17 protein-coding genes are annotated in these 19,611 nt (G+C 71.9%); 4 read left to right on the top strand and 13 right to left on the bottom strand.

Annotated features, from left to right (window positions below):
• The first annotated feature begins 131 nt into the window (after positions 1–131).
• Positions 132–926, top strand: a complete 795-nt coding sequence (locus NCI01_RS01055) for a ParA family protein (protein ID WP_308213174.1) — start codon at positions 132–134, stop codon at positions 924–926.
• Between the two features lie 13 nt (positions 927–939).
• Positions 940–1,941 (top strand): ParB/RepB/Spo0J family partition protein, encoded by a 1,002-nt coding sequence (locus tag NCI01_RS01060; protein WP_254179609.1) that lies wholly within the window; start codon positions 940–942, stop codon positions 1,939–1,941.
• A gap of 334 nt (positions 1,942–2,275) precedes the next feature.
• On the opposite strand, the gene NCI01_RS01065 is transcribed toward NCI01_RS01060, so the two are convergent.
• Together NCI01_RS01065 and NCI01_RS01070 are read right to left on the bottom strand one after the other, a co-directional pair.
• Positions 2,276–3,052 (bottom strand): lysophospholipid acyltransferase family protein, encoded by a 777-nt coding sequence (locus tag NCI01_RS01065; protein ID WP_254179610.1) that lies wholly within the window; start codon positions 3,050–3,052, stop codon positions 2,276–2,278.
• A gap of 47 nt (positions 3,053–3,099) precedes the next feature.
• A complete protein-coding gene (locus tag NCI01_RS01070) occupies positions 3,100–4,314 on the bottom strand; it encodes a pyridoxal phosphate-dependent aminotransferase (RefSeq protein ID WP_254179611.1) in 1,215 nt (404 codons plus the stop codon).
• A 42-nt stretch (positions 4,315–4,356) separates the two neighbouring features.
• Between NCI01_RS01070 and NCI01_RS01075 the strand changes: the two genes are divergently transcribed.
• On the top strand, positions 4,357–5,016 hold the full coding sequence (locus tag NCI01_RS01075) for a GNAT family N-acetyltransferase (RefSeq protein WP_254179612.1): 660 nt from the start codon (positions 4,357–4,359) through the stop codon (positions 5,014–5,016).
• Here the strand turns inward: NCI01_RS01075 and trxA are convergent.
• The 7 genes from trxA to NCI01_RS01110 form a co-directional block, all read right to left on the bottom strand.
• Positions 5,009–5,332: a thioredoxin gene (gene trxA, locus NCI01_RS01080; protein ID WP_308213175.1), complete on the bottom strand. Its 324-nt coding sequence runs from the start codon at positions 5,330–5,332 to the stop codon at positions 5,009–5,011. The genes NCI01_RS01075 and trxA overlap by 8 nt on opposite strands.
• 102 nt (positions 5,333–5,434) lie before the next feature.
• Entirely contained in the window at positions 5,435–6,448 is a 1,014-nt protein-coding gene (trxB, locus tag NCI01_RS01085; RefSeq protein WP_254179613.1) for a thioredoxin-disulfide reductase, read from the bottom strand.
• Positions 6,449–6,567: 119 nt separating this feature from the next.
• Complete coding sequence (locus NCI01_RS01090) at positions 6,568–7,293, bottom strand: hypothetical protein (RefSeq protein WP_254179614.1); 726 nt, start codon at positions 7,291–7,293, stop codon at positions 6,568–6,570.
• A 78-nt stretch (positions 7,294–7,371) separates the two neighbouring features.
• Positions 7,372–8,052 carry an RNA polymerase sigma factor SigM gene (gene sigM / locus NCI01_RS01095; protein ID WP_254179615.1) on the bottom strand — a complete coding sequence of 227 codons (681 nt, stop codon included), beginning with the start codon at positions 8,050–8,052 and terminating at the stop codon, positions 7,372–7,374.
• Positions 8,049–10,073, bottom strand: a complete 2,025-nt coding sequence (locus NCI01_RS01100; RefSeq protein ID WP_254179616.1) for a protein kinase family protein — start codon at positions 10,071–10,073, stop codon at positions 8,049–8,051. Before NCI01_RS01100 ends, sigM begins: the two co-directional genes overlap by 4 nt.
• Before the next feature lie 59 nt (positions 10,074–10,132).
• Positions 10,133–11,767 (bottom strand): murein biosynthesis integral membrane protein MurJ, encoded by a 1,635-nt coding sequence (murJ, locus tag NCI01_RS01105; protein WP_254179617.1) that lies wholly within the window; start codon positions 11,765–11,767, stop codon positions 10,133–10,135.
• Positions 11,764–14,073, bottom strand: coding sequence for a DUF6049 family protein (locus NCI01_RS01110; RefSeq protein ID WP_254179618.1), 2,310 nt, complete (start codon positions 14,071–14,073; stop codon positions 11,764–11,766). The genes murJ and NCI01_RS01110 overlap by 4 nt, the downstream gene beginning before the upstream one ends.
• Before the next feature lie 53 nt (positions 14,074–14,126).
• Here NCI01_RS01110 and NCI01_RS01115 point away from each other — a divergent pair, with 53 nt between their 5' ends.
• Complete coding sequence (locus tag NCI01_RS01115) at positions 14,127–15,575, top strand: CCA tRNA nucleotidyltransferase (protein WP_254179619.1); 1,449 nt, start codon at positions 14,127–14,129, stop codon at positions 15,573–15,575.
• A 126-nt stretch (positions 15,576–15,701) separates the two neighbouring features.
• On the opposite strand, the gene NCI01_RS01120 is transcribed toward NCI01_RS01115, so the two are convergent.
• The 4 genes from NCI01_RS01120 to NCI01_RS01135 form a co-directional block, all read right to left on the bottom strand.
• Complete coding sequence (locus NCI01_RS01120) at positions 15,702–16,043, bottom strand: HAD family hydrolase (RefSeq protein ID WP_254179620.1); 342 nt, start codon at positions 16,041–16,043, stop codon at positions 15,702–15,704.
• Positions 16,044–16,256: 213 nt separating this feature from the next.
• Positions 16,257–17,198 carry a carbohydrate ABC transporter permease gene (locus NCI01_RS01125; RefSeq protein ID WP_254179621.1) on the bottom strand — a complete coding sequence of 314 codons (942 nt, stop codon included), beginning with the start codon at positions 17,196–17,198 and terminating at the stop codon, positions 16,257–16,259.
• Positions 17,195–18,178, bottom strand: a complete 984-nt coding sequence (locus tag NCI01_RS01130; protein ID WP_254179622.1) for a carbohydrate ABC transporter permease — start codon at positions 18,176–18,178, stop codon at positions 17,195–17,197. Before NCI01_RS01130 ends, NCI01_RS01125 begins: the two co-directional genes overlap by 4 nt.
• Positions 18,154–19,527 carry a type 2 periplasmic-binding domain-containing protein gene (locus NCI01_RS01135; RefSeq protein ID WP_254179623.1) on the bottom strand — a complete coding sequence of 458 codons (1,374 nt, stop codon included), beginning with the start codon at positions 19,525–19,527 and terminating at the stop codon, positions 18,154–18,156. The genes NCI01_RS01130 and NCI01_RS01135 overlap by 25 nt, the downstream gene beginning before the upstream one ends.
• Between the last annotated feature and the right edge of the window lie 84 nt (positions 19,528–19,611).

The following is a 19,611-nucleotide window of genomic DNA, read 5'->3' on the forward strand; positions in this document are numbered from 1 at the left end:
GCGATCTGGCTGGACAGGACACCGACTTCGCTGACAACGCCACTCCCCTGGCACAGGCCGCCCAGCACTCCGTCCTCGCGCGCACGGGCGGACTGAGGCGGCAGGGCGTTCCGCGCCCGGACGCCACCCGCGTGCTGGTCGTCGCCAACCAGAAGGGCGGGGTCGGCAAGACCACGTCGACGGTGAACGTCGCGGCCGGCCTGGCCCAGCTCGGCCAGAAGGTGCTGGTCATCGACCTCGACCCGCAGGGCAACGCCTCGACCGCCCTCGGCATCGAGCACCACCGTGGCACCCCCTCGACGTACGACATGCTCGTCGAGGGTGCTGCCCTGGCCGACGTGATGACCGAGTCCAGCGACCTGCCCGGTCTGTGGGTCGTGCCCGCGACCATCGACCTGGCCGGCGCCGAGATCGAGCTCGTCAGCGTGGTCGCGCGCGAGCAGCGCCTCGACCGCGCCATCACCGCTCACCCCTTGGTGGGCAGCTCCGGCGACGTCGGTGAGGACCGCTTCGACTACGTGCTGGTCGACTGCCCGCCGTCGCTCGGGCTCCTCACCCTCAACGCGCTCGTGGCCGGCCGCGAGATGTTCATCCCGATCCAGGCGGAGTACTACGCCCTCGAAGGCCTCGGGATGCTGCTGGAGACCGTGGAGATGGTGCGTCAGCACCTCAACCCGCGGCTCACCATCTCCACGATCCTCCTGACGATGTACGACGCCCGCACCCGGCTCGCAGCCGGTGTCGCCGAGGAGGTGCGCGGCCACTTCGGCGACCAGGTGCTCAAGACCGCGGTGCCGCGCTCGGTGCGGGTCTCGGAGGCGCCGTCCTACGGACAGACCGTCATGACCTACGATCCGGCGTCGGCGGGCGCACTCTCCTACCTGGAGGCCGCCCGCGAGATCGCCAGCAAGGGAGCACCGGCATGAGTGAGGACCAGGGATGAGCAGCAACGCACCGCGCCGGGGCCTGGGTCGTGGACTGGGGTCGCTGATTCCCACCGCGCCGAGCCAGCCTCCCGCGGCGCCGACGGCCGTCACGACGGACGCAGCGACGGCCCCCGTGGACCACAACGGCCGTCCGCAGGCCGCTGACGGTGTCGACGGCGCGCAGGTGGAGCCCGGCCAGGTCGCCGGCGCCTACTTCGCGGAGCTGCCCATCGCGCAGGTCCGTCCCAACGCCCGCCAGCCGCGCCAGGTCTTCGAGGAGGAGGCGCTGGCCGAGCTGGTGCACTCGATCCGCGAGGTCGGCCTCCTGCAGCCCGTCGTCGTACGACGCACGGGCGAGGACGCCTACGAGCTGATCATGGGCGAGCGTCGCTGGCGCGCCTCCCAGCAGGCGGGCCGCGACACGATCCCGGCCATCGTGCGCGAGACCGACGACGACGCCATGCTGCGCGATGCGTTGCTGGAGAACCTCCACCGCTCCCAGCTCAACCCGCTCGAGGAGGCGGCTGCCTACGGTCAGCTCCTCGAGGACTTCGGCTGCACGCACGACGAGCTCGCCCAGCGCATCGGTCGCTCGCGCCCCCAGATCTCCAACACGCTGCGGCTGCTGAAGCTCTCCCCCGCGGTCCAGCGCCGCGTCGCAGCCGGCGTCCTGTCGGCCGGCCACGCGCGTGCCCTCCTGTCGGTCGACGACGCCGGGCTCCAGGACAAGCTCGCCGCCCGCGTCACGGCGGAGGGCATCTCGGTGCGCGGTCTCGAGGAGATCGTGTCGGTCGGCGCCGCGGACGAGTCGGCGCCCCGCGTGGTCCGGCGCAAGCCCGTCGCCCCCGGTCTCGACGACCTGGCCGAGCGGCTCTCCGACCGGCTGGAGACGCGCGTGAAGGTCGACCTCGGCAAGGCCAAGGGCAAGATCACCGTGGAGTTCGCCAGCCTCGACGACCTGCGCCGCATCGTCGACATCATGGACCCCCGCAACCGCGACGACCGCCCGATCTGAGAAGCGCAGCGAGCTGCGAGGAACGAGCAGCACGCGTCGCGCGGCCAGGTTGAGCAAGCGACACGGCTGAGCGGAGCGAAGTCGTACGAGCGCGTCGAAACCGCGCGTGGGAGGCCGACCTCGTCGGAGGACGGCCGGCTGGTCGAGGGCCGGGCCGGCCAGCGCATCGACGCCCGCCCCCATGTCGTACTCGTAGGGGTAGTCCGACACATGTAGGGGGTTGCAACCCCCACCAAGTGGCGGACTCCCCGCTCAGGCGGGGACTTCACCGCAGCAACGCGCCGATAAGTCGACAAAGCAACACGTCGACCTATCAATAGGTCGACGTGTCGACCTATCGCTTTGTCTTCTTCGCCCGCTTCTCGGCGCGCTTGCGGGCGCGCTCACGCTTGTCCTCGGCGTCGAGGCGGGCGGCCTCCTCGAGCGTGGGGGCGGAGCCGCCCATCGAGGCCGGGACCCACCAGGACCCCGGCGGCTGCTCGTCGGCGGGGTAGGCGGCCACCGTGTCGCGGAGCATCTGCGACATCTGGGCGTGGAGGCGGGCGGTGTCGCCGACGGGGTCGTCGCCGGTGGGGTACATGGGTTCCCCGACGGTGATGGCGATGGTCTTGCCGCGGGAGAAGTCGCGGGGGTGGTCCTTGGTCATCATCCGCTGGGTGCCCCACATGATGACGGGGACGAGCGGTACGCCGGCCTCCGCCGCGATGCGCACGGCGCCGGTCTTGAACTCCTTGAGCTCCATCGCCCGGGAGATGGTGGCCTCGGGGAAGATCCCGACGGCCTCGCCCTGGCGGAGGTAGTCGATGGCGGTGTGGAAGCTGCCGAGGCCCTCCCCGCGGTCGACCTCGATGTGGTGCAGCGACCGCATCAGCGGGCCGACCCAGCGGTGGTCGAACAGCTCGCGCTTGGCCATGAACCGGACGAGCCGGCCGGACGGGTTGGCGGCGAGCCCCCCGTAGACGAAGTCGACGTAGCCGACGTGGTTGTAGGCCAGCAGCACGCCCCCCTCGCGCGGCACGTGCTCGGTGCCGGACAACCGGATGCGCTGGCCGAGGGCCTTGAAGGCCGCCTTGGCGGTCACGATGATCGGGGGATAGGTCACATCGCGCATGGCGAGGAGCCTAGGGTCAGCGGACCTGTGGCCGCGACCCTTCGTGATCAGCGTCGCGTGGCGAGGAAGTCGGCGATCCGGCCGATGGCCTCCTCGAGCACCGAGGCCTCGGGCAGGGTGACGAGGCGGAAGTGGTCGGTGTCGGGCCAGTTGAAGCCCGTGCCGTGCGTGACGAGGATCTTCTTCGCGCGCAGGAGGTCGAGCACGAACTCCTGGTCGTCCTCGATCGCGTAGACGTCCGGGTCGAGGCGAGGAAAGCAGTAGAGCGCGCCGCGGGGCCTGACGTTGCTGACGCCGGGGATCTCGTTGAGCAGGCGGTGGGCGAGCATGGACTGCTCGTAGAAGCGCCCGCCGGGACCGATGAGCTCCTCGATGGACTGGTAGCCGCCCAGGGCGGTCTGGATGGCGTGCTGGGCCGGCACGTTGGCGCACATGCGCATGTTCGCGATGAGGGTGAGGCCCTCGATGAAGTCGGTGGCGATCTCCTTGGGCCCGGAGATCATCACCCAGCCGGCGCGGTAGCCGCACACGCGGTAGGCCTTCGAGAGCCCGGAGAACGTCAGGCACAGGACGTCGTTGCCGCCGTAGGTCGCCGCGTGGTGGTGCCGCGCGTCCTCGAAGAGGATCTTCTCGTAGATCTCGTCGGCCATCACGACGAGGTGGTGGCGCCGGGCGATGTCGACGAGCGCCTTGACCGTCTCCTCGCTGTAGACGGCACCCGTGGGGTTGTTGGGGTTGATGATGACGATCGCGTAGGTGTTCTCGGTGATCTTGGCCTCGATGTCGGCGAGGTCGGGGTTCCAGTCGTCCTCCTCGTCGCAGCGGTAGTGCACCGGGATGCCGCCCGCGAGGGTCACCGCGCCGGTCCACAGCGGGTAGTCGGGCGCGGGCACCAGGATCTCGTTGCCGTCGTCGACGAAGGCCTGCAACACCATCGAGATGAGCTCGGAGACGCCGTTGCCGATGAAGACGTCCTCCACGCCCACGTCGCGCAGGCCGTGGGACTGGTAGTAGTTCATGACGGCGGTGCGCGCCGACCAGATGCCCTGGCTGTCGGCGTAGCCCTGCGACTGCGGCAGGTGGTGGATCATGTCGGCGAGGATCTGCTCGGGCGCCTCGAAGCCGAACGGTGCGGTGTTGCCGATGTTGAGCTTGAGGATGCGGTGCCCCTCGGCCTCGAGCCGCTGTGCCTCGACCAGGATCGGACCGCGGACGTCGTAGCGGACACCTTGCAGCTTCTTGCTCTGTCGGATCGGGCGCACGCTCCATCCTCTCAGGCCCGGTCCGGCGCTAGCATCGACAGCGTGTCCCGCAAGACCGCACGCCTCACGGTCGACCACCTCGCGGAGCTGGCCGACCCCGTGCGCTCGTGCGTGTTCTGGGAGCTCGCGCCCGTCGACCGGGCCCGGCTCGACCACGACGAGCGGATCGCGCAGAAGGAGAGCTGGCTCTCGACGGTGCTGCGCGACTGGGGCTCCTGCGGTCGGGTCGTACGCCTCGACGGGCGCACCGTCGGACACATCGTGTACGCCCCTGCGGCCCGGCTGCCGGGCGCGGCGAGCCTGCCGACCGCACCGGGCTCTCCCGACGCGATCATCGCGGCGACGGCGTGGGTCGAGCCCGCCCTGCGGGGCGGTGGCCTGGGCCGCCTGCTCGTCCAGGCGATGGCCGCCGACCTGGTCGAGCGCGGCCACTCCGCGATCGAGGCCTACGGCGACACACGCGGGCGGACCGTCGGCTGCGTGCTGCCGGCCGAGTTCCTCGGCAGCGTGGGCTTCAAGACCCAGCGGGCGCACCCGACCACACCGCGGATGCGCATGGAGCTGCGCACCGCGCTGAGCTGGAAGGACGAGGTCGAGCTCGCGCTCGAGAAGATGTGGGGTGTCGTGCGCCCCACGCACAAGGCGACCCGCCCGATCGGATCGGTGCGGGTCGCCTCGCGGTCGACTGCTCGTCTCAGATGATGCCGTCGAGCTCCTTGAGGAGCGCGGCCTTGGGCTTGGCGCCCACGATGGACTTCACGACCTCGCCACCCTGGTAGACGTTGATCGTCGGGATGCCGGTGACGCGGTAGGACGAGGGGGTCACCGGGTTCTCGTCGACGTTCATCTTGAGGAAGGTGAGCTTGTCACCGTGCTCGGCGTTGAGCTCGTCGAGGATCGGGGCGACCTGGCGGCACGGACCGCACCACTCGGCCCAGAAGTCGACGAGGACGGGCTTGTCGGACTTGAGGACCTGCGCCTCGAACTCGGCGTCGGTCACGGCGGCGATGTTGGCCACGGCGTGTTGCCCCTTTCGTGGGTGTGAAGATCGTTGGGTGGGGATGTCCTGAGTCAACACCAGTGCTCGGACACTTGTTCCCAGTACGGCCTCAGGACGGCCTCAGGCGCGGGCGGTCTCCACCTGCTCCTCGATCGCCTCGACCGTCGCGGCGGCGTCGCCGGCGGTGGAGGCCTCGTGGTCGAGCGCGGCGATGAAGCGCTCGGCGTCGAGGGCGGCCGCGCAGCCGGTGCCCGCGGCGGTGATCGCCTGGCGGTAGTGGTGGTCGACGAGGTCGCCGGCAGCGAAGACGCCGGGGAGGTTGGTCTTGGTCGAGGGGTGGTCGACGAGCACGTAGCCGTCGTCGTCGAGGTCGACCTGGCCGGTCAGCAGCTCCGAGCGCGGGTCGTGGCCGATGGCGATGAAGAGCCCGGTGACGGCCAGGTCGCGCTCCGCCCCGGTCCCGGTGTCGCGGAGGGTGATCGACTCGAGCTTGTCGGCCCCGTTGATGGCGGCGACCTCGGAGTTCCACACCATCTCGAGCTTGGGGTCGGCGAAGGCGCGCTCCTGCATGATCTTGGAGGCGCGCAGCTCGCCGCGGCGGTGGATCAGGTAGACCTTGGACGCGAAGCGCGTGAGGAAGGTGGCCTCCTCGACGGCGGAGTCGCCACCACCGACGACGGCGATGGCCTGCTCGCGGAAGAAGAAGCCGTCACACGTGGCACACCAGGACACGCCGCGACCGGAGAGCTCGTCCTCGCGCGGCAGGTCGAGCTTGCGGTAGCCCGAGCCGGTCGCGAGGATCACCGAGCGCGCGGTGTAGGTGTCGGTGGCCGTCTTCACGACCTTGACGTCGCCGGTGAGGTCCACCTCGACGACGTCGTCGGCGACCAGCTCGGCCCCGAAGCGCTCGGCCTGGGCGCGCATCTCGTCCATCAGGGCGGGGCCCATGATGCCGTCGCGGAAGCCGGGGAAGTTCTCCACCTCGGTGGTGTTCATGAGCGCGCCACCCGCGGTGACCGAGCCCTCGAAGACCAGCGGGTTGAGCGAGGCGCGGGCGGCGTAGACGGCCGCCGTGTAGCCCGTGGGCCCCGAGCCGATGATGATGACGTTGCGCGTCTCGGTGCTGGTGCTCATGAGCGGTCAGTGACTCCTGGTGGGATCGGGACTGGATCGGGGTGTACGCCGGTCTCAACCGATCGTAGGCGACCGTTGTTCCACGGAGGAGCGGGACCGCTCACGGTGTGGGGGACTGCTCACGGTGAGGGCAGGGTCACCGTACGCACGGGCTCGGGGTCGCCGCACACGTAGAGCTCGACGTCCTGGGCCTCCCCGACCGGGGGTCGGAAGACGACGAGACCCGACTCCCCGTCGACGGTCGCCGCGACCAGGGCGGCCGACCGACCCGGCTCGACGCCCTCGCAGCTCCGGAGCGCGGCGAGCGACCTGAGGCGCTGTCGGGCGTCCGTGGCGTCCGGTCGGATCTCCACCAGCTGACCGATGATGTCCTCGTCGTCGTCGGAGAACAAGGTGGGACGGTCCGCGAGCCCGGGACTGAGGAAGCTCTCCTGCGGCTCCCGTGCCTGGCTGTCGGCGCCGCCGTCGAGGTCCGTGCCCGACTCGGCGCCGCCGTCGTCCTCGGACGTGGGTGCCTCGGCCAGGGAGCTGTCGGACGCGGACCCTGCGCTCGAGTCGCTGGCGTCGCCGCCCCCGCGGGGCAGGACCTGACCGATCGCGACGCCCGCGACGACGACCGAGGCGGCGGCGAGCAGGCCGATGCCGGCAATCCGGCGCCGGCGCGAGCCGATGTCGACGACACGGCCCGGTGACGTGTCCGCGTCCGCGCGCTCGGCAACGAGGTCGGCGAGCGTGTCGTCGAGGCGGGAGACGACCTCTGGAGGCGGCGGGCCGTCGTGGCGCGCCTCGGCGAGCAGACGGCGTACGGCCTCCTGCTCGGGCGGGAGCCCGGAGGACTCGGTCATCGACGGTCACCTCCTCGGGGTGTCGGGGGACGGAGGAACGGAACGGGTGGGACGGGTGGGACGGGTGCGGACCGGCGCTCAGGGCGCGGGCGGACCTCGCGGACGCACGGAAGGTTGGACGGGGCCGTCGGGGGGCGGGTTCCCGTGAGGCGGGTCACCGGCGGGGTGGTGGAGGTCGGCGAGCAGCTGCGCGAGCTTGGTGCGACCGCGTGAGCAGCGCGACTTCACCGTGCCCTCTGCGCACCCGAGCATCTCGGCCACCTCGGCGACGGGGTAGCCCTCCATGTCGACGAGCACGAGCGCCGCTCGCTGCTCGGCGGGCAGGGTCGCGAGCGCGTCGAGCACCCGCCGGCGCCGCTCCGCGTCCTCCGCCACGGCCTCGGGCTGGTCGTCGTGCACGGCGGTGGCGACCACGGTGCCGCGGTCCTCGACGTCGTCGGGCAGCGCCTCGAAACGCCGGATCTTCGCGGACCGCATCCGGTCGAGGCACGCGTTGACCACGACCCGGTGCAGCCACGTCGTCACGGCGGCGTCGCCGCGGTAGGAGCCCGCACGGCGGAAGGCGGCGATCATGCCGTCCTGGAGCCCGTCGGCCGCGTCCTCGGGGTGGCCCATGGTGCGGAGCGCCACGGCCCACAGCCGGTCGCGGTGGCGGGCGAAGAGCTCGCCGAAAGCCGCGGCATCACCGTCGACGTGGGCCTGGAGGAGCTCGCGGTCCGAGCGCTCGTCGCCCCTCGGGTGGTCATCCGGGGTGGTCACGAGCCGAGTACCTGCACCTCGGTGATCGTGCCGCGGAACCCGTCGGCGAGCTGCGGCAGCAGCGTGAGCCAGACGGTGACGTACTGCCCCGACACGGGCTCGGCGAGGTCGATCGAGAGCTCGCCGTCGCCGGACGCCGTCCCGACGGGGGTCAGCTCCGACACGCCCTGCGGCGGCTCGGACGTGACGTAGGCCGCGAGCGAGGTCTGGCCGCCCTCCGTGGTGACCAGCACCCGGCGCACGGCCTTCGTCCCGCCGAGGTCGATGACGAGGCCGACGCCGGTCTTGAGACCGGCGGGACCGAAGTTCTGCTCGTAGGTCGACGTGGTCCACGAGGTCGCGGGGTCGCCATCGAGGACGTTGGGCACGGAGTCGGGGTTCTCCTGCTGGCCGTCGGTGCCCTGAGGGTCGAAGTCATCGGCGACCAGGTCGGTGAACGGCGTCGGGGGCGCGACGCTCGGGGTGGTCGTGGTCGTCGGCTCCTCGCTCGAGCCGGGCGTCGGCGGCTTGAGCCCGAGCTGGTAGGCGGAGACCACCGCCACCCCGACGAGCAGGCAGATCCCGACGATCAGCGCGAGCCGGATCCAGCTGCGCCCGGGCACCTGGTCGCCGGTGTCGTCGAACCCGTCCCCGGTGTCCCAGCGGTCCTCCGACCACGACCCGGAGGCCCACGACCCGGTGTCGCGGCCCACCGGCCGTACGCCCGAGTCCCGGCCCGGGTCACGGGCGGAGTCCTGGCTGGAGTCCCACGGCCAGTAGTCCGGGTTGGAGGCGGCACGGCTGCCCGGGCGGGGACGGCGTACGGGCTCGCCCTCGGGCGGGTCGGGTGCGAAGAGCGGCTTGGGCGTGGGGTCGGCGAGCGGCGGCGGGGGCGCGGGCCGCTCGGTGCGCGCGCGGAGCCAGTCGACCTCGTCGTCGTCGTGGAACACCGGCATCCCGGCCTGGGTGGGCAGGTCGGTGCTCGCGCGCGGAGGCGCGTCGGACGGTGGCGATTCGTCGGCGCTGATCGCAGTGGTCACCTCGGGCTCGGGGCCGGCGGGCCGGTCGCCGGCCGTCGTCTCGTCGGCAGGACCGGCGGCGGGCGGGTCCTCGGGCGGGCCGGTCGGCGGGTCGTCGGGACCGGGCTCGAGGTCGGCGGCCGGGACGACCGGCACCACCGCGGTGGGCGCGGCTGGGGACGTCGGGGCCGGCGAGGACAGCGAGGGGGACGGCGGCGGCGTGGGGGGCAGGAGTGGGCGCGCCGCCGGCACGGCGACGTGCGTGCCGGTCAGCTCCCCGACGTGGTCGAGGAGGAGGTCGCGGATGCTGCGCGCCGAGGGGTGCGGCCGGTCGGACTCGCGCTGCGGGTTGAGCACCTCGTCGCAGAGGGCGTCGAGGACCCGCGGGATGCCGGCGCGCACCCGGCGCGGGCGGAGCACCTCGCCGTGGACCTCGGGGGCAGGAGGCACGTCGGAGGGGGAGATGCCGGGCCACTTGCCGGTGAGCGCGCAGTAGAGGAGGCCGGCGAGGTCGATCTCGTCGACGTTGGTCCGCCCGGCGGGCAAGCCGCGCAGGGCGGCCTCGACGCCGAAGCCGATGATGCGCACCTGGCCGTGCTGGTCGATGAGGACGTGCTCGGGCGACAGGCACCCGTGGGCGAGGCCCGCCTCGTGGGCCCCGACGAGGCTGTCGGCGACCTCCGCCACCAGCCAGGCCGCCCGGCGGGGGGCGATCGGTCCCTCGCGGGTGAGCAGGATGTCGAGCGAGTCGCCCTGCCCCCACTCGTTGACCACGAAGCAGCGGCCGTCGGCGGCCTCGGCGTCGAGGACCCGCAGCAGCCGCCGGTCGATGACCGGACCCGTGCGGCGGGCCGCCTCGAGGAGCGGCCCGGCCCGGGCGTCGTCCTCGGCGATGATGTGCACGGCCACCGGACGGTGGAGGACGAGGTCGTGGGCACGCCAGAACCGGCCGGCACCGGCCTCGGCCAGCAGGTCGTCGAGCCGGTAGCGCCCGGCGAGCACGTCACCGGCCTGCATCGACATCGGCACCCCTCACCCCACCTCCCTCGGACGTCCCCGTGCTGGGCCCACTCTAGGGAGTCTCACCGTCGTCGCAGGCGCGCCGCGACGGTGTCCACCAGGGTCGTGACCTCGCCCACCCGCAGCAGCCGCGCCCCGACGAGCACGACGGCGAGGCCCACCGACGCGCTGGCACCGCCGCGGACCAGGCCGACCAGGGGGCCGGGACGGTCGCCGAGGCCGGCCAGCGAGAGCTCCACCAGCCAGGCCGCAGCACCGGCCGCCGCGAGCACCAGCGACATCCGTGCGAGGAACCGCAGCAGCTGCGGGGTCTCGAGGCCACCGACCCTGCGGCGCAGCAGGACGAAGCTCACCACCGCACCCACGGCGTAGGACGAGAGGTAGGCGACGACCAGCATGGGGGCCGTCTCCTCGGGCGGGCGCGTGGGCACCAGGAGCGTCGCGACGAGCACGTTGGTCGCCGACACTGCCACCTGGATGAAGAACACGAGCCGGGTCATCTCCATGGCGTAGAAGCCGCGGAGCATGAAGTAGTGGACGGTGAAGAAGGCCAGCGCCGGGCCGAAGAGCGCGAGGGTGGGCGCGATGCTCGCCGCGGTGTCCTCGCCGCCACCCCACCCGAACGCGAACCCCGCGACGTCGCCGGCCACGACCGGGAGCAGGACCGCGAAGGGCAGCACCAGCGCGAGCGACGTACGCAGCGTCGAGCCGACCGTGCTGCCCAGCTTGCCCAGCCGGTCCTCGTGGGCGTAGGACGAGAGCCGCGGCAGGATCGCGGTCGCGAGCGAGACCGTGACGATCGAGTGCGGCACCATCATGATCAGCAGGCTGCTGGAGTAGACGGTGTAGCCGGTGCCTCCGTCGACCGCGCCGCCCGAGGCCAGCTTGACCACGACGAGGTACGCCGCCTGGGTGACCACCACGAACAGGACGGTCCACACGCCCAGCGCCAGGGTCTTGCGCAGCTCGGGGTCGCGGAAGTCGAAGCGCGGGCGGTAGACGAAGCCGGAGCGCCGGAGGTAGGGCAGCAGGACGAGGAGCTGCGCGACGATGCCGAGGGTGGACCCCAGGCCGAGGAGCAGCTCCTGGCTCGTGCCGAGGGCCTCGTCCTGCTGGGGACCGTCGCCCACCGGGCCCCAGACGAGGAGGTAGGTGACGAGCATGGCGATCGAGAGGGCGTTGTTGGCGATCGGCGCCCACATCATCGGGCCGAACCGGCCGCGCGCGTTGAGCACCTGTCCGATCAGGACGTACATGCCGTAGAAGAACACCTGCGGCAGGCACCACCGGGTCAGGGTGATGATCGACTCGAGGTGCTCGGACCGGTCCGGGTCGAGGTAGCGGTCGTCGAGGTAGAGGCTGAGCAGCGCCGGGGCGAGGACCACCAGCAGCACGGTCACCGTGCCCAGGAAGAGCGCGGAGAGGGTGATCACCCGGCTGGCGTAGGCGTCGCCGCCGTCCGGGTCCTCCTTGATCCGCCGCACGAGCTGCGGCACGAGCACCGCGTTGAAGATGCCGCCGGCCAGCAGGATGTAGACCATGTTGGGCAGCGTGTTGGCGATGGAGAAGAGGTCACCGCGGATCGCGGCACCGAGGGCCGCCACCAGGAGCGCGCTCCGGATGAACCCGGAGGCCCGGGAGAACACCGTGCCCGCGGCCATCACGGCCGAGTTGGCCAGGATCCGCTGATCGGTCACGAGCGCTCCGCCACCGGAGCGCCGGGAGACGTCGGCCCGGACGGACCGGCCGGCTCGTTCTGCTCGCTGGGCTCAGTGGACTCGGTGGGCTCAGTTGGCTCGGTGGGCTCGGTGGGCTCGGTTGCTGCGGGCGCCGCGGCCGGGTCGGCGGCGGCGAGCTCGGCCCGGCGGGCCCGGATCTGGCCCGGCAACCGGTAGCCGATCATCCCGAACAGCACGAGCGCGCCGAGGGCCATGACGATCCAGATGAGGGCACTCACCCGGGCGGCACGGATGGGCAGCGCGTCGGTCGCCCCGAGCGGCACCCCGTCGAGGCTGGTGACGGCGAGCCGGACGTTGTGCACGCCCGCCCGGCTGGTGGTGGCCTCGAAGCGGACCACGCTGCGCGCCTGGGGCCCGAGGCGACGTACGCCGCCCCCGCTCAGCGTCAGCTCGCCGTTGGTCCGCACCTGCACCTGGACCTCCACCGGCTGGTCGAGGCCGTTGACCAGGGTCACGCCCAGCGGACCCGAGTCGCTCGACAAGGTGACGGCGGGCGGAGCCTCGATCCTGATCTTGGCGAGGTCGCGGCGCAGCGAGTCCTCGACGCGTCCGGCCGCGGCCACGGCCAGCCGGGGTCGGTCGCGGTGCTGCTCCGAGAGCGTCACCAGCACCTCGTCGCGCACCTGCGTCTCGATGGTGGTCACCGGGATGACCACCTGCTCGAGCAGCGTGGCAGCCTCGCTGGCGCGGTTGGCCGCCGCGAAGGCCGCCGGGTCGAGCTCCTCGGCGATGTCGTCGTCGGTGTAGGTCAGGCTCGCGGCCGGGACGCCCTTGGGCGTGCCCGCCGCTACCTCCCCGAGCGGGACCAGGTCGAGCCACGGCTGCTCGAGGTCGGTGAAGAACGAGGCGGCGTCCTCCCCACGCCAGACCGTCGGCAGCGTGACGACCAGCGGTGCGGTGTCGTCCGCCTCGAGGCGCAGGGCGGCCTCGCTGAGCAGGCGCTGGCGCAGCGCCAGCGGGTCGCTGGCGGCGGTCGGAGCGGGACCACCCGACTCCGCGCCCGTGCTGGTGATCACCACCTCGTGCCCGAGCAGCTTGACGACCGAGGTCGGGCTGGTCGGCGGGATGGCGAAGGCGTTGTCGCCGAGCAGGATGGTGACCCCCTGCGGCAGCGCGGTGATGGCCTCGGGGCTGAGCAGGTCGTTCTCCGGCGCGACGGTCGGCTGGGAGGGGAGCTCCAGGGCCGTCATCACCTCCGCACCACGCGCGACCGCCTGGTCGAGACGCGTGCGGTCGTTGCGGACCGACGCGGAGACGTCGATGTCGCCGTAGGGCAGCGTCAGCACCGGCGTCGCGCCCACCAGCAGCTTGAAGCGCTCGAGCCACGCGGCGGCGGAGGCGGCGAGCTGCGCCTCCTCCTCCGACGGCTCCTCGGCGGGGACCGACGGGCTCGGGGTGAGCGTGTCGTCGGTCGGGGTCGGGGACTCCTCCTCACCGCCCTCCTCGGACGGCTCGACCGGGGCCGGCTCCTGGCCGGGCACGTTGGGGTCCGGGGTGAGGGTGCGCGGCGGGTTGCCGTCCGCGAGGCGTGCCAGCGCGTGGAGGACCGCGGGGTCGACGAGCCAGCTGTAGGGAGAGGAGCCGGCCGCGTCGGCCATGTCGAGCACGCCGTCGAGGCTGCCACCTTCGGCGAGTCGACGGGCCCAGCGCTCGGTGCCGGCCACGGCGCCGTCCTCGTCGAACCAGACGCGGCTGCGGATCGGCAGGATGACCGACGCCTCCCGGGCCTGGGCCGCGCCGGACGGCTCGCGCGGGATGAAGGTGCGGGCCCGCCCGTCGGCGACGATGTCGCGGGGGACCGTGCTGTCGCCCAGCGCATGCACGCCGATCCAGTAGACGCCCGGCTCGCCGGAGGTGCCGAGGAGCTCGACGGGCACCGAGTCGCTGAAGGGGGCGGACGCTCCCGGCGCCAGCTCGTCGATCGTGTCGAACGTGCCGGGCACCGTCACCCGCTCGCCGACGAACTGGGTCGGATCGATCGCGGCGGACTGCTTGAGGTTGAGCGCGTCGAGGATCGGCATCTCGGACGAGAACGGGTGCAGGTTGACCCGGGTGAAGGTGTCGTCGCTGACGTTGGTGACGGTGCCGGTGATCTGCACGTCGCCGGTGCGCGGCAGGACGGGGGTCATCGTGTCGATGTGCACGACGAGCGGGTCGCTGTCCTCCGCCGGTACGGCCGCAGCGGGTGCCGTGAGGCCCGCGCTCGCGGCGCCGAAGGTCAGGAGGCCCGCCAGGGCAGCACGGAACGACGACGGGCGGGGCACGCCCCGATGCTAGTTGTTCGGCCCCACCGCACCGGCACGTAGAGTGGCCTGTCGTGTCCGACGTCGCACTGCAGCCCCTCACGATCGTCGAGATCCAGCGCCGGGTGGGCCAGGAGCTGGACCGCATCGGTTCGGTCATCGACGAGCTCGGCACCTTGTTCGCCGACGCCGGCGAGGAGCTGGCACTGGTGGGCGGCCCCGTCCGCGACGCGATGATCGGCCGGCTGCAGAACGACCTCGACTTCGCCACCTCCGCCCGGCCCGACGTCACGGAGCGCCTCGTCTCGGGCTGGGCCGATGCGGTGTGGGACATGGGTCGCGACTTCGGCACCATCGGCTGCCGCAAGGGACCGTGGCAGGTCGAGATCACCACCTACCGCTCCGAGAGCTACGACCCGTCCTCCCGCAAGCCCGACGTCGACTTCGGCGACTCGCTCGAGGGCGACCTCGGCCGCCGCGACTTCAGCGTCAACTCGATGGCGGTCCGGGTGCCCGCGCGCGAGTTCGTCGACCCCTTCGGCGGCATCGTCGACCTGGCCGAGCGGGTGCTGCGCACCCCGGGCGCCCCGGAGGACTCCTTCTCCGACGACCCGCTGCGGATGATGCGGGCCGCCCGCTTCGCCGCCCAGCTCGGGTTCGCCGTCGCCCCCGAGGTGGTCGCCGCGATGACCGCCATGGCGGGGCGCATCGAGATCATCTCCGCCGAGCGGGTCCGTGACGAGCTGGTCAAGCTGGTGTGCGCCCCGCACCCCCGGCTCGGGCTCACGCTGCTCGTCGAGACCGGCCTGGCGTCGTACGTCCTGCCCGAGCTGCCCGCCCTCGCCCTCGAGCGCGACGAGCACCACCGCCACAAGGACGTCTACGAGCACACCCTCACCGTCCTCGAGCAGTCGATCGACCTCGAGCACCGGCTGGGCGGCGGCCCCGACTTCGTGGCGCGCTTCGCCGCGCTGATGCACGACGTCGGCAAGCCCCGGACCCGGCGCTTCGAGTCCGGTGGTGTCGTGACCTTCCACCACCACGACGTCGTCGGGGCCAAGCTGACCCGCAAGCGGATGAAGGCGCTGCGGTTCTCCAACCACGACATCGAGGCCGTCTCGCGGCTCGTCGAGCTGCACCTGCGCTTCCACGGCTACGGGTCGGGGGAGTGGACCGACAGCGCCGTACGCCGCTACGTCCGCGACGCCGGCGACCAGCTCGAGCGCCTGCACATCCTCACCCGCGCCGACTGCACCACCCGCAACCAGCGCAAGGCCGACCGCCTCCGCCGGACGTACGACTCCCTCGAGGAGCGGATCGCCCGGCTCTCGGAGGAGGAGGAGCTCGCCTCCATCCGGCCCGACCTCGACGGCAACCAGATCATGGGGATCCTCGGCATCGGACCCGGCCGCGAGGTCGGGCAGGCCTACGCCTTCCTCCTCGAGCTCAGGATGGACGAGGGTCCGAAGTCGCCCGAGGAGGCCGAGGCCGCGCTCCGCGCCTGGTGGGCCGAGCGGGGCTGACCAGGTGACCCGACCCGACCTGATGGGCCCCAGGCCCGTCAGTGGGGACGATCGTCGTGACATGTGGGGGGTGATCTTCCCCGCTGTGGCAGTGGTGGTCGGGTGGGTGGATGGGAAGCGCGGGCGTCAGGCGCTGCGGTCGAGGACCGCGGCGTCGAGCCAGGCCGGGAAGGCCGTCAGGTCGTCGAGGACGACGTCGGTCCCGGCCTCCTCGAGCTCGGCGCGGGTGCACCCGCCCGTCAGCACCGAGACGCTGAGCACGTCGGCGGCCCGGGCGCCCTCGACGTCGTGGACGTGGTCGCCGACGTAGGCCAGCGCTTCCTCGCGGCGCAGCACCTCGGCCTTGCCCACGCCCCAGACCCAGCTCTCGAGGTGGTCGGCCTCGAGGCCGAGGTGGTCGAGGTGCAGCTGGGCGTTGGGGCCGTACTTCCCGGTGACGACGAGGACCCGACCGCCGTGGGCGCGCACCGCCTCGAACGACTCGTGCGCCCCGGGCAGGACCGAGCGGCGGACCCAGCCGGGCGGTCATGTCCTCGACCGGGAAGTCCACGCCCAGCTCGGCGCCCAGCGCGAGCAGCACCTGCCGGAAGCCGGCCGCGGTGTCGATCAGCGTGAGGTCGAGGTCGAACCCGACGACGAGGGGCCTGCGTGCGCTCACGGTGGTGAGCGTACGGGGGAGCCTCAGCCCTTCGTGCCCGTGGTGGCGACGCCCTGGATGATCTGCTTCTGGCCGATGAAGAACACGATGATCATCGGCACGGTGGTGATCACGCTGGCGGTGACGACCAGCTCCCAGTGCCACTCGCCGCCGAAGCCGAACTGGTCGAGCATCGACTTCAGCCCGCGGGGGACGGTGAAGTCCTCGCGGTCGCGCAGGTAGATCAGGCCTCGCATCAGGTCGGTCCAGGCGGCCTGGAACTCGAACAGCGCGACCACCGCCAGGGCCGGACGCGTGAGCGGGAGCGCGATGTGCCAGAACACCTTCCAGTGCCCGGCGCCATCCATCTCGGCGGCGTCGAACAGCTCGGTGGGCAGGCCGAGGAAGAACTGCCGCAGCAGGAAGACGTAGAAGGCGGTCGCGAAGAGGTTGCCGGCCCACAGCGGCGTGAGCGTCCCGACCATGCCGAGCGAGTTCCAGATGAGGTAGGTCGGGATCATCGTGGCCGCGCCGGGGACCATCATCGAGGCGAGCACGAGGCCGAAGAGGGCGTTGCGCCCGCGGAAGCGGTAGCGCGCGAAGCCCCACGCCACCAGCGAGCTGGAGATCGTGACGGTGAGGGTCGCCATCACGGTGACGAACGCCGTGTTGAGCAGCCACGCGGCCATGGGGGCGGCGTTCCACACCTCGATGTAGTTGTCGAAGGTGAGCGTCTCGGGGATCAGCCTGTTGTCGAAGACGTCGCTGCGCGGCTTGAGCGAGGCGCTGACCAGCCACACGAACGGGTAGACGAACGCGATCGTGACGAGGACGAGCAGCGCACCCACCACGACCCGGGTGACCCGGCCGCGGGGGCGCGAGGTGTCGGGACGGCGCGTCGACGACGGGTCGAGGTCGACGGGCACGGGCCCGGTCGGCGTGGGGTCCGGGTCGGCGGGGACGGTGGTGCGGTCGAGGGTGCTCATCGCGTGTCCCCCGTGTAGTGGACGTAGCGCCTGCTCAGCCACACCTGCACCGCGGTCACGATCATCACGATGAGGAAGAGCAGCATCGCCAGCGCCGAGGCGTACCCCATGTGCAGGAACTCGAACGCCTGCTGGAACAGGTAGATGGCGTAGAACAGGGCGGCGTCGTTGCTGTACGTCGTGTTGCCGGCGCCGAAGAAGGCCGTGTAGGCCTCGGTGAACGACTGCAGCGACGCGATCGTGTCGACCACCACGATGAAGTAGATCGCCGGGCTGATGATCGGCAGCGTGACGTGCCACAGGCGTTGCCACCAGCCGGCGCCGTCGACGCGGGCGGCGTCGAGGAGCTCCTCGGGCACCTGCTGCAGCGCGGCGAGCAGGATGATGACGGATGCACCGACGGTCCACAGCGACATGATCACCAGGCCCGGTTTCACCCAGGCGGGGTCGGTGGTCCAGTTGGGTCCGTTGATGCCGAACCAGCCGAGGAACTCGTTGACCAGCCCGCTCTGGCCGTTGAGCAGCATCAGCAGCAGGACGCCGACCGCGACCGGCGGCGTCATCTTGGGCAGGAAGAACGCCGTGCGGAAGAACCCTGCCGCGCGGCCCGCGCGCTGCAGGAGCAGGGCCAGGGCCAGCGAGAAGACCAGCTGCGCAGGCACGGACATCGCCGTGTAGACGAAGGTGTTGCGCAGCGCGAGGGTGACCTTCTCGTCGGCCACCAGCTCGCGGTAGTTGTCGAGGCCGACGAACGACGGGTCGTTGATCACGTCGTAGTCGGTCAGCGAGAGGTAGGCCGTGTAGAGGACCGGGTAGGCCATGAAGACGGCGAAGCCGATCAGCCACGGGCTGATGAAGAGGAGCGCGATCCGGCCCTCGTGCCGACCCCGCCCCCGGGGCCGGCGCCGGCGGGTCGCCGCGTCGGTCCCGGGGGGCCGGGCGGGAGCGGTGAGGCTCACTTCTCGTCCCAGGTCGCCCATGCCTCGTCGAGCGCTTCCTGGGCGGCCTGCTGGGCGTCGGCCAGGGCGTCGGCCGGCTCCTTGTCGCCGGTGAGCACCTTGTTGACCTCGTCCTGCCAGGCCTGCTCGAACTCGCCGCCGGCCGGGTTGGCCGGCATCGCGAAGGTGTGGTCGTTGGCCTCGTACATCGCGGCCACGGCCTGCGACCAGGCCGAGCCACCGTCGGTGGGTGCCATCTCGCGGATCGCCTCGTCGGCGTCCTGGTTGGCCGTCAGGATGCCGGTGAAGAGACCGCCCTCCTCCTTGCGCAGCGACGCCCGCTCCTCGGCGGCCGCCATCCACGAGTCGGTCTCGGTCATCACCCGCGCCATGCGGCAGGCGGCCTCGGGGTCCGGGCTGCCCTTCGGGATCGCCCACGCGGAGCCGGACGCCCAGGCGACCGGCTCGCCCTGCAGGTCGCGCACCGTGTCGAAGGCCATGGGGGCGTCGGGCGAGACGTCGTTGAGCACGTTGACGTACCACTGCTCCATCGGCATCGCGCCGAGCGTGCCGCTGGCGAACTGGTTGCCGTCGCCGAAGAAGTCGGCCGAGTCTCGCAACGCCTTGACCTCGCCGAACCCGCCCTGGGCGTCGTAGACCGACACGGCGAACTCGAGCGCCTCGACGACGGCCGGGTCGTCGAGCTGCGCCGTGCGGCCGTCCTCGGAGATCAGGTCGGCGCCGTTGGCCTTGGCCCACAGCGGCAGGAACTCGGGCAGCTTGCTGTCGTAGCCGATGGTCGCGAGGTCGCCGCCCTGCATCTTCATCAGGTCCTTGTTGGCGGCGAGGACGGCGTCCCAGTCGGAGCCGTTGACGTCCTCGACGGTGTGGCCCGACTGCTCCAGCAGGTCGGCGTTGGCCTGGGTGAGCTGGACGACGTTGAACTCCGGGATCCCGTAGACCTCGTCGGCGAAGGTGACCTCGGCGAGCGCGGACTCGCGGAAGACCGAGGTGTCGATGCCCTCGCCCTCGATGCAGTCGGTGAGCGGTACGACGGCGCCGCGTGAAGCGAAGGTGCCGATCTGGCTGCGCTCGGCGTAGACCAGCGACGGCGGCTCACCGGAGGCGACCGAGGACAGGAACTGCTGGATGTCGAGGTCGCCCTCGATCAGCTCGACCTCCGCATCCCCGAGCTCCTTTTTCGCCCGGTCGAGCCGGACGGTCGCGATCTCGTCGCCGGCGCCGAAGCCCATCACCTGCACGGTCCCGGAGAGGTCGGCGTCGGAGTCGAACGTCGCGTCGGTGGTCCCCTCCGAGTCCCCGGTCCCCTGGGCGCACGCCGCCAGCAGGCAGGCGGTGGCCAGAAGTCCAGTCGTCCGCACGAGTCGCATCACGGTCCCTCCTCCTGGGCCGGAGCCTCCGGCCCGAGAAGCCGTACCCGTGGAGAAGCGCTTCTATCCGCGCACGCGCAGCGG

Source organism: Nocardioides pinisoli, from assembly GCF_024199985.1.
Taxonomy (GTDB): Bacteria; Actinomycetota; Actinomycetes; order Propionibacteriales; family Nocardioidaceae; genus Nocardioides; species Nocardioides pinisoli.

Bases quoted from the DNA above. Each gene is read 5' to 3' on its own strand.
- NCI01_RS01060 (WP_254179609.1), top strand. From the start codon at position 940: ATGAGCAGCAACGCACCGCGCCGGGGCCTGGGTCGTGGACTGGGGTCG.
- NCI01_RS01065 (WP_254179610.1), bottom strand. From the start codon at position 3,052: ATGCGCGATGTGACCTATCCCCCGATCATCGTGACCGCCAAGGCGGCC.
- trxB (WP_254179613.1), bottom strand. From the start codon at position 6,448: ATGAGCACCAGCACCGAGACGCGCAACGTCATCATCATCGGCTCGGGG.
- NCI01_RS01090 (WP_254179614.1), bottom strand. From the start codon at position 7,293: ATGACCGAGTCCTCCGGGCTCCCGCCCGAGCAGGAGGCCGTACGCCGT.
- NCI01_RS01100 (WP_254179616.1), bottom strand. From the start codon at position 10,073: ATGTCGATGCAGGCCGGTGACGTGCTCGCCGGGCGCTACCGGCTCGAC.
- NCI01_RS01125 (WP_254179621.1), bottom strand. From the start codon at position 17,198: ATGAGCACCCTCGACCGCACCACCGTCCCCGCCGACCCGGACCCCACG.
- NCI01_RS01130 (WP_254179622.1), bottom strand. From the start codon at position 18,178: ATGGGCGACCTGGGACGAGAAGTGAGCCTCACCGCTCCCGCCCGGCCC.
- NCI01_RS01135 (WP_254179623.1), bottom strand. From the start codon at position 19,527: ATGCGACTCGTGCGGACGACTGGACTTCTGGCCACCGCCTGCCTGCTG.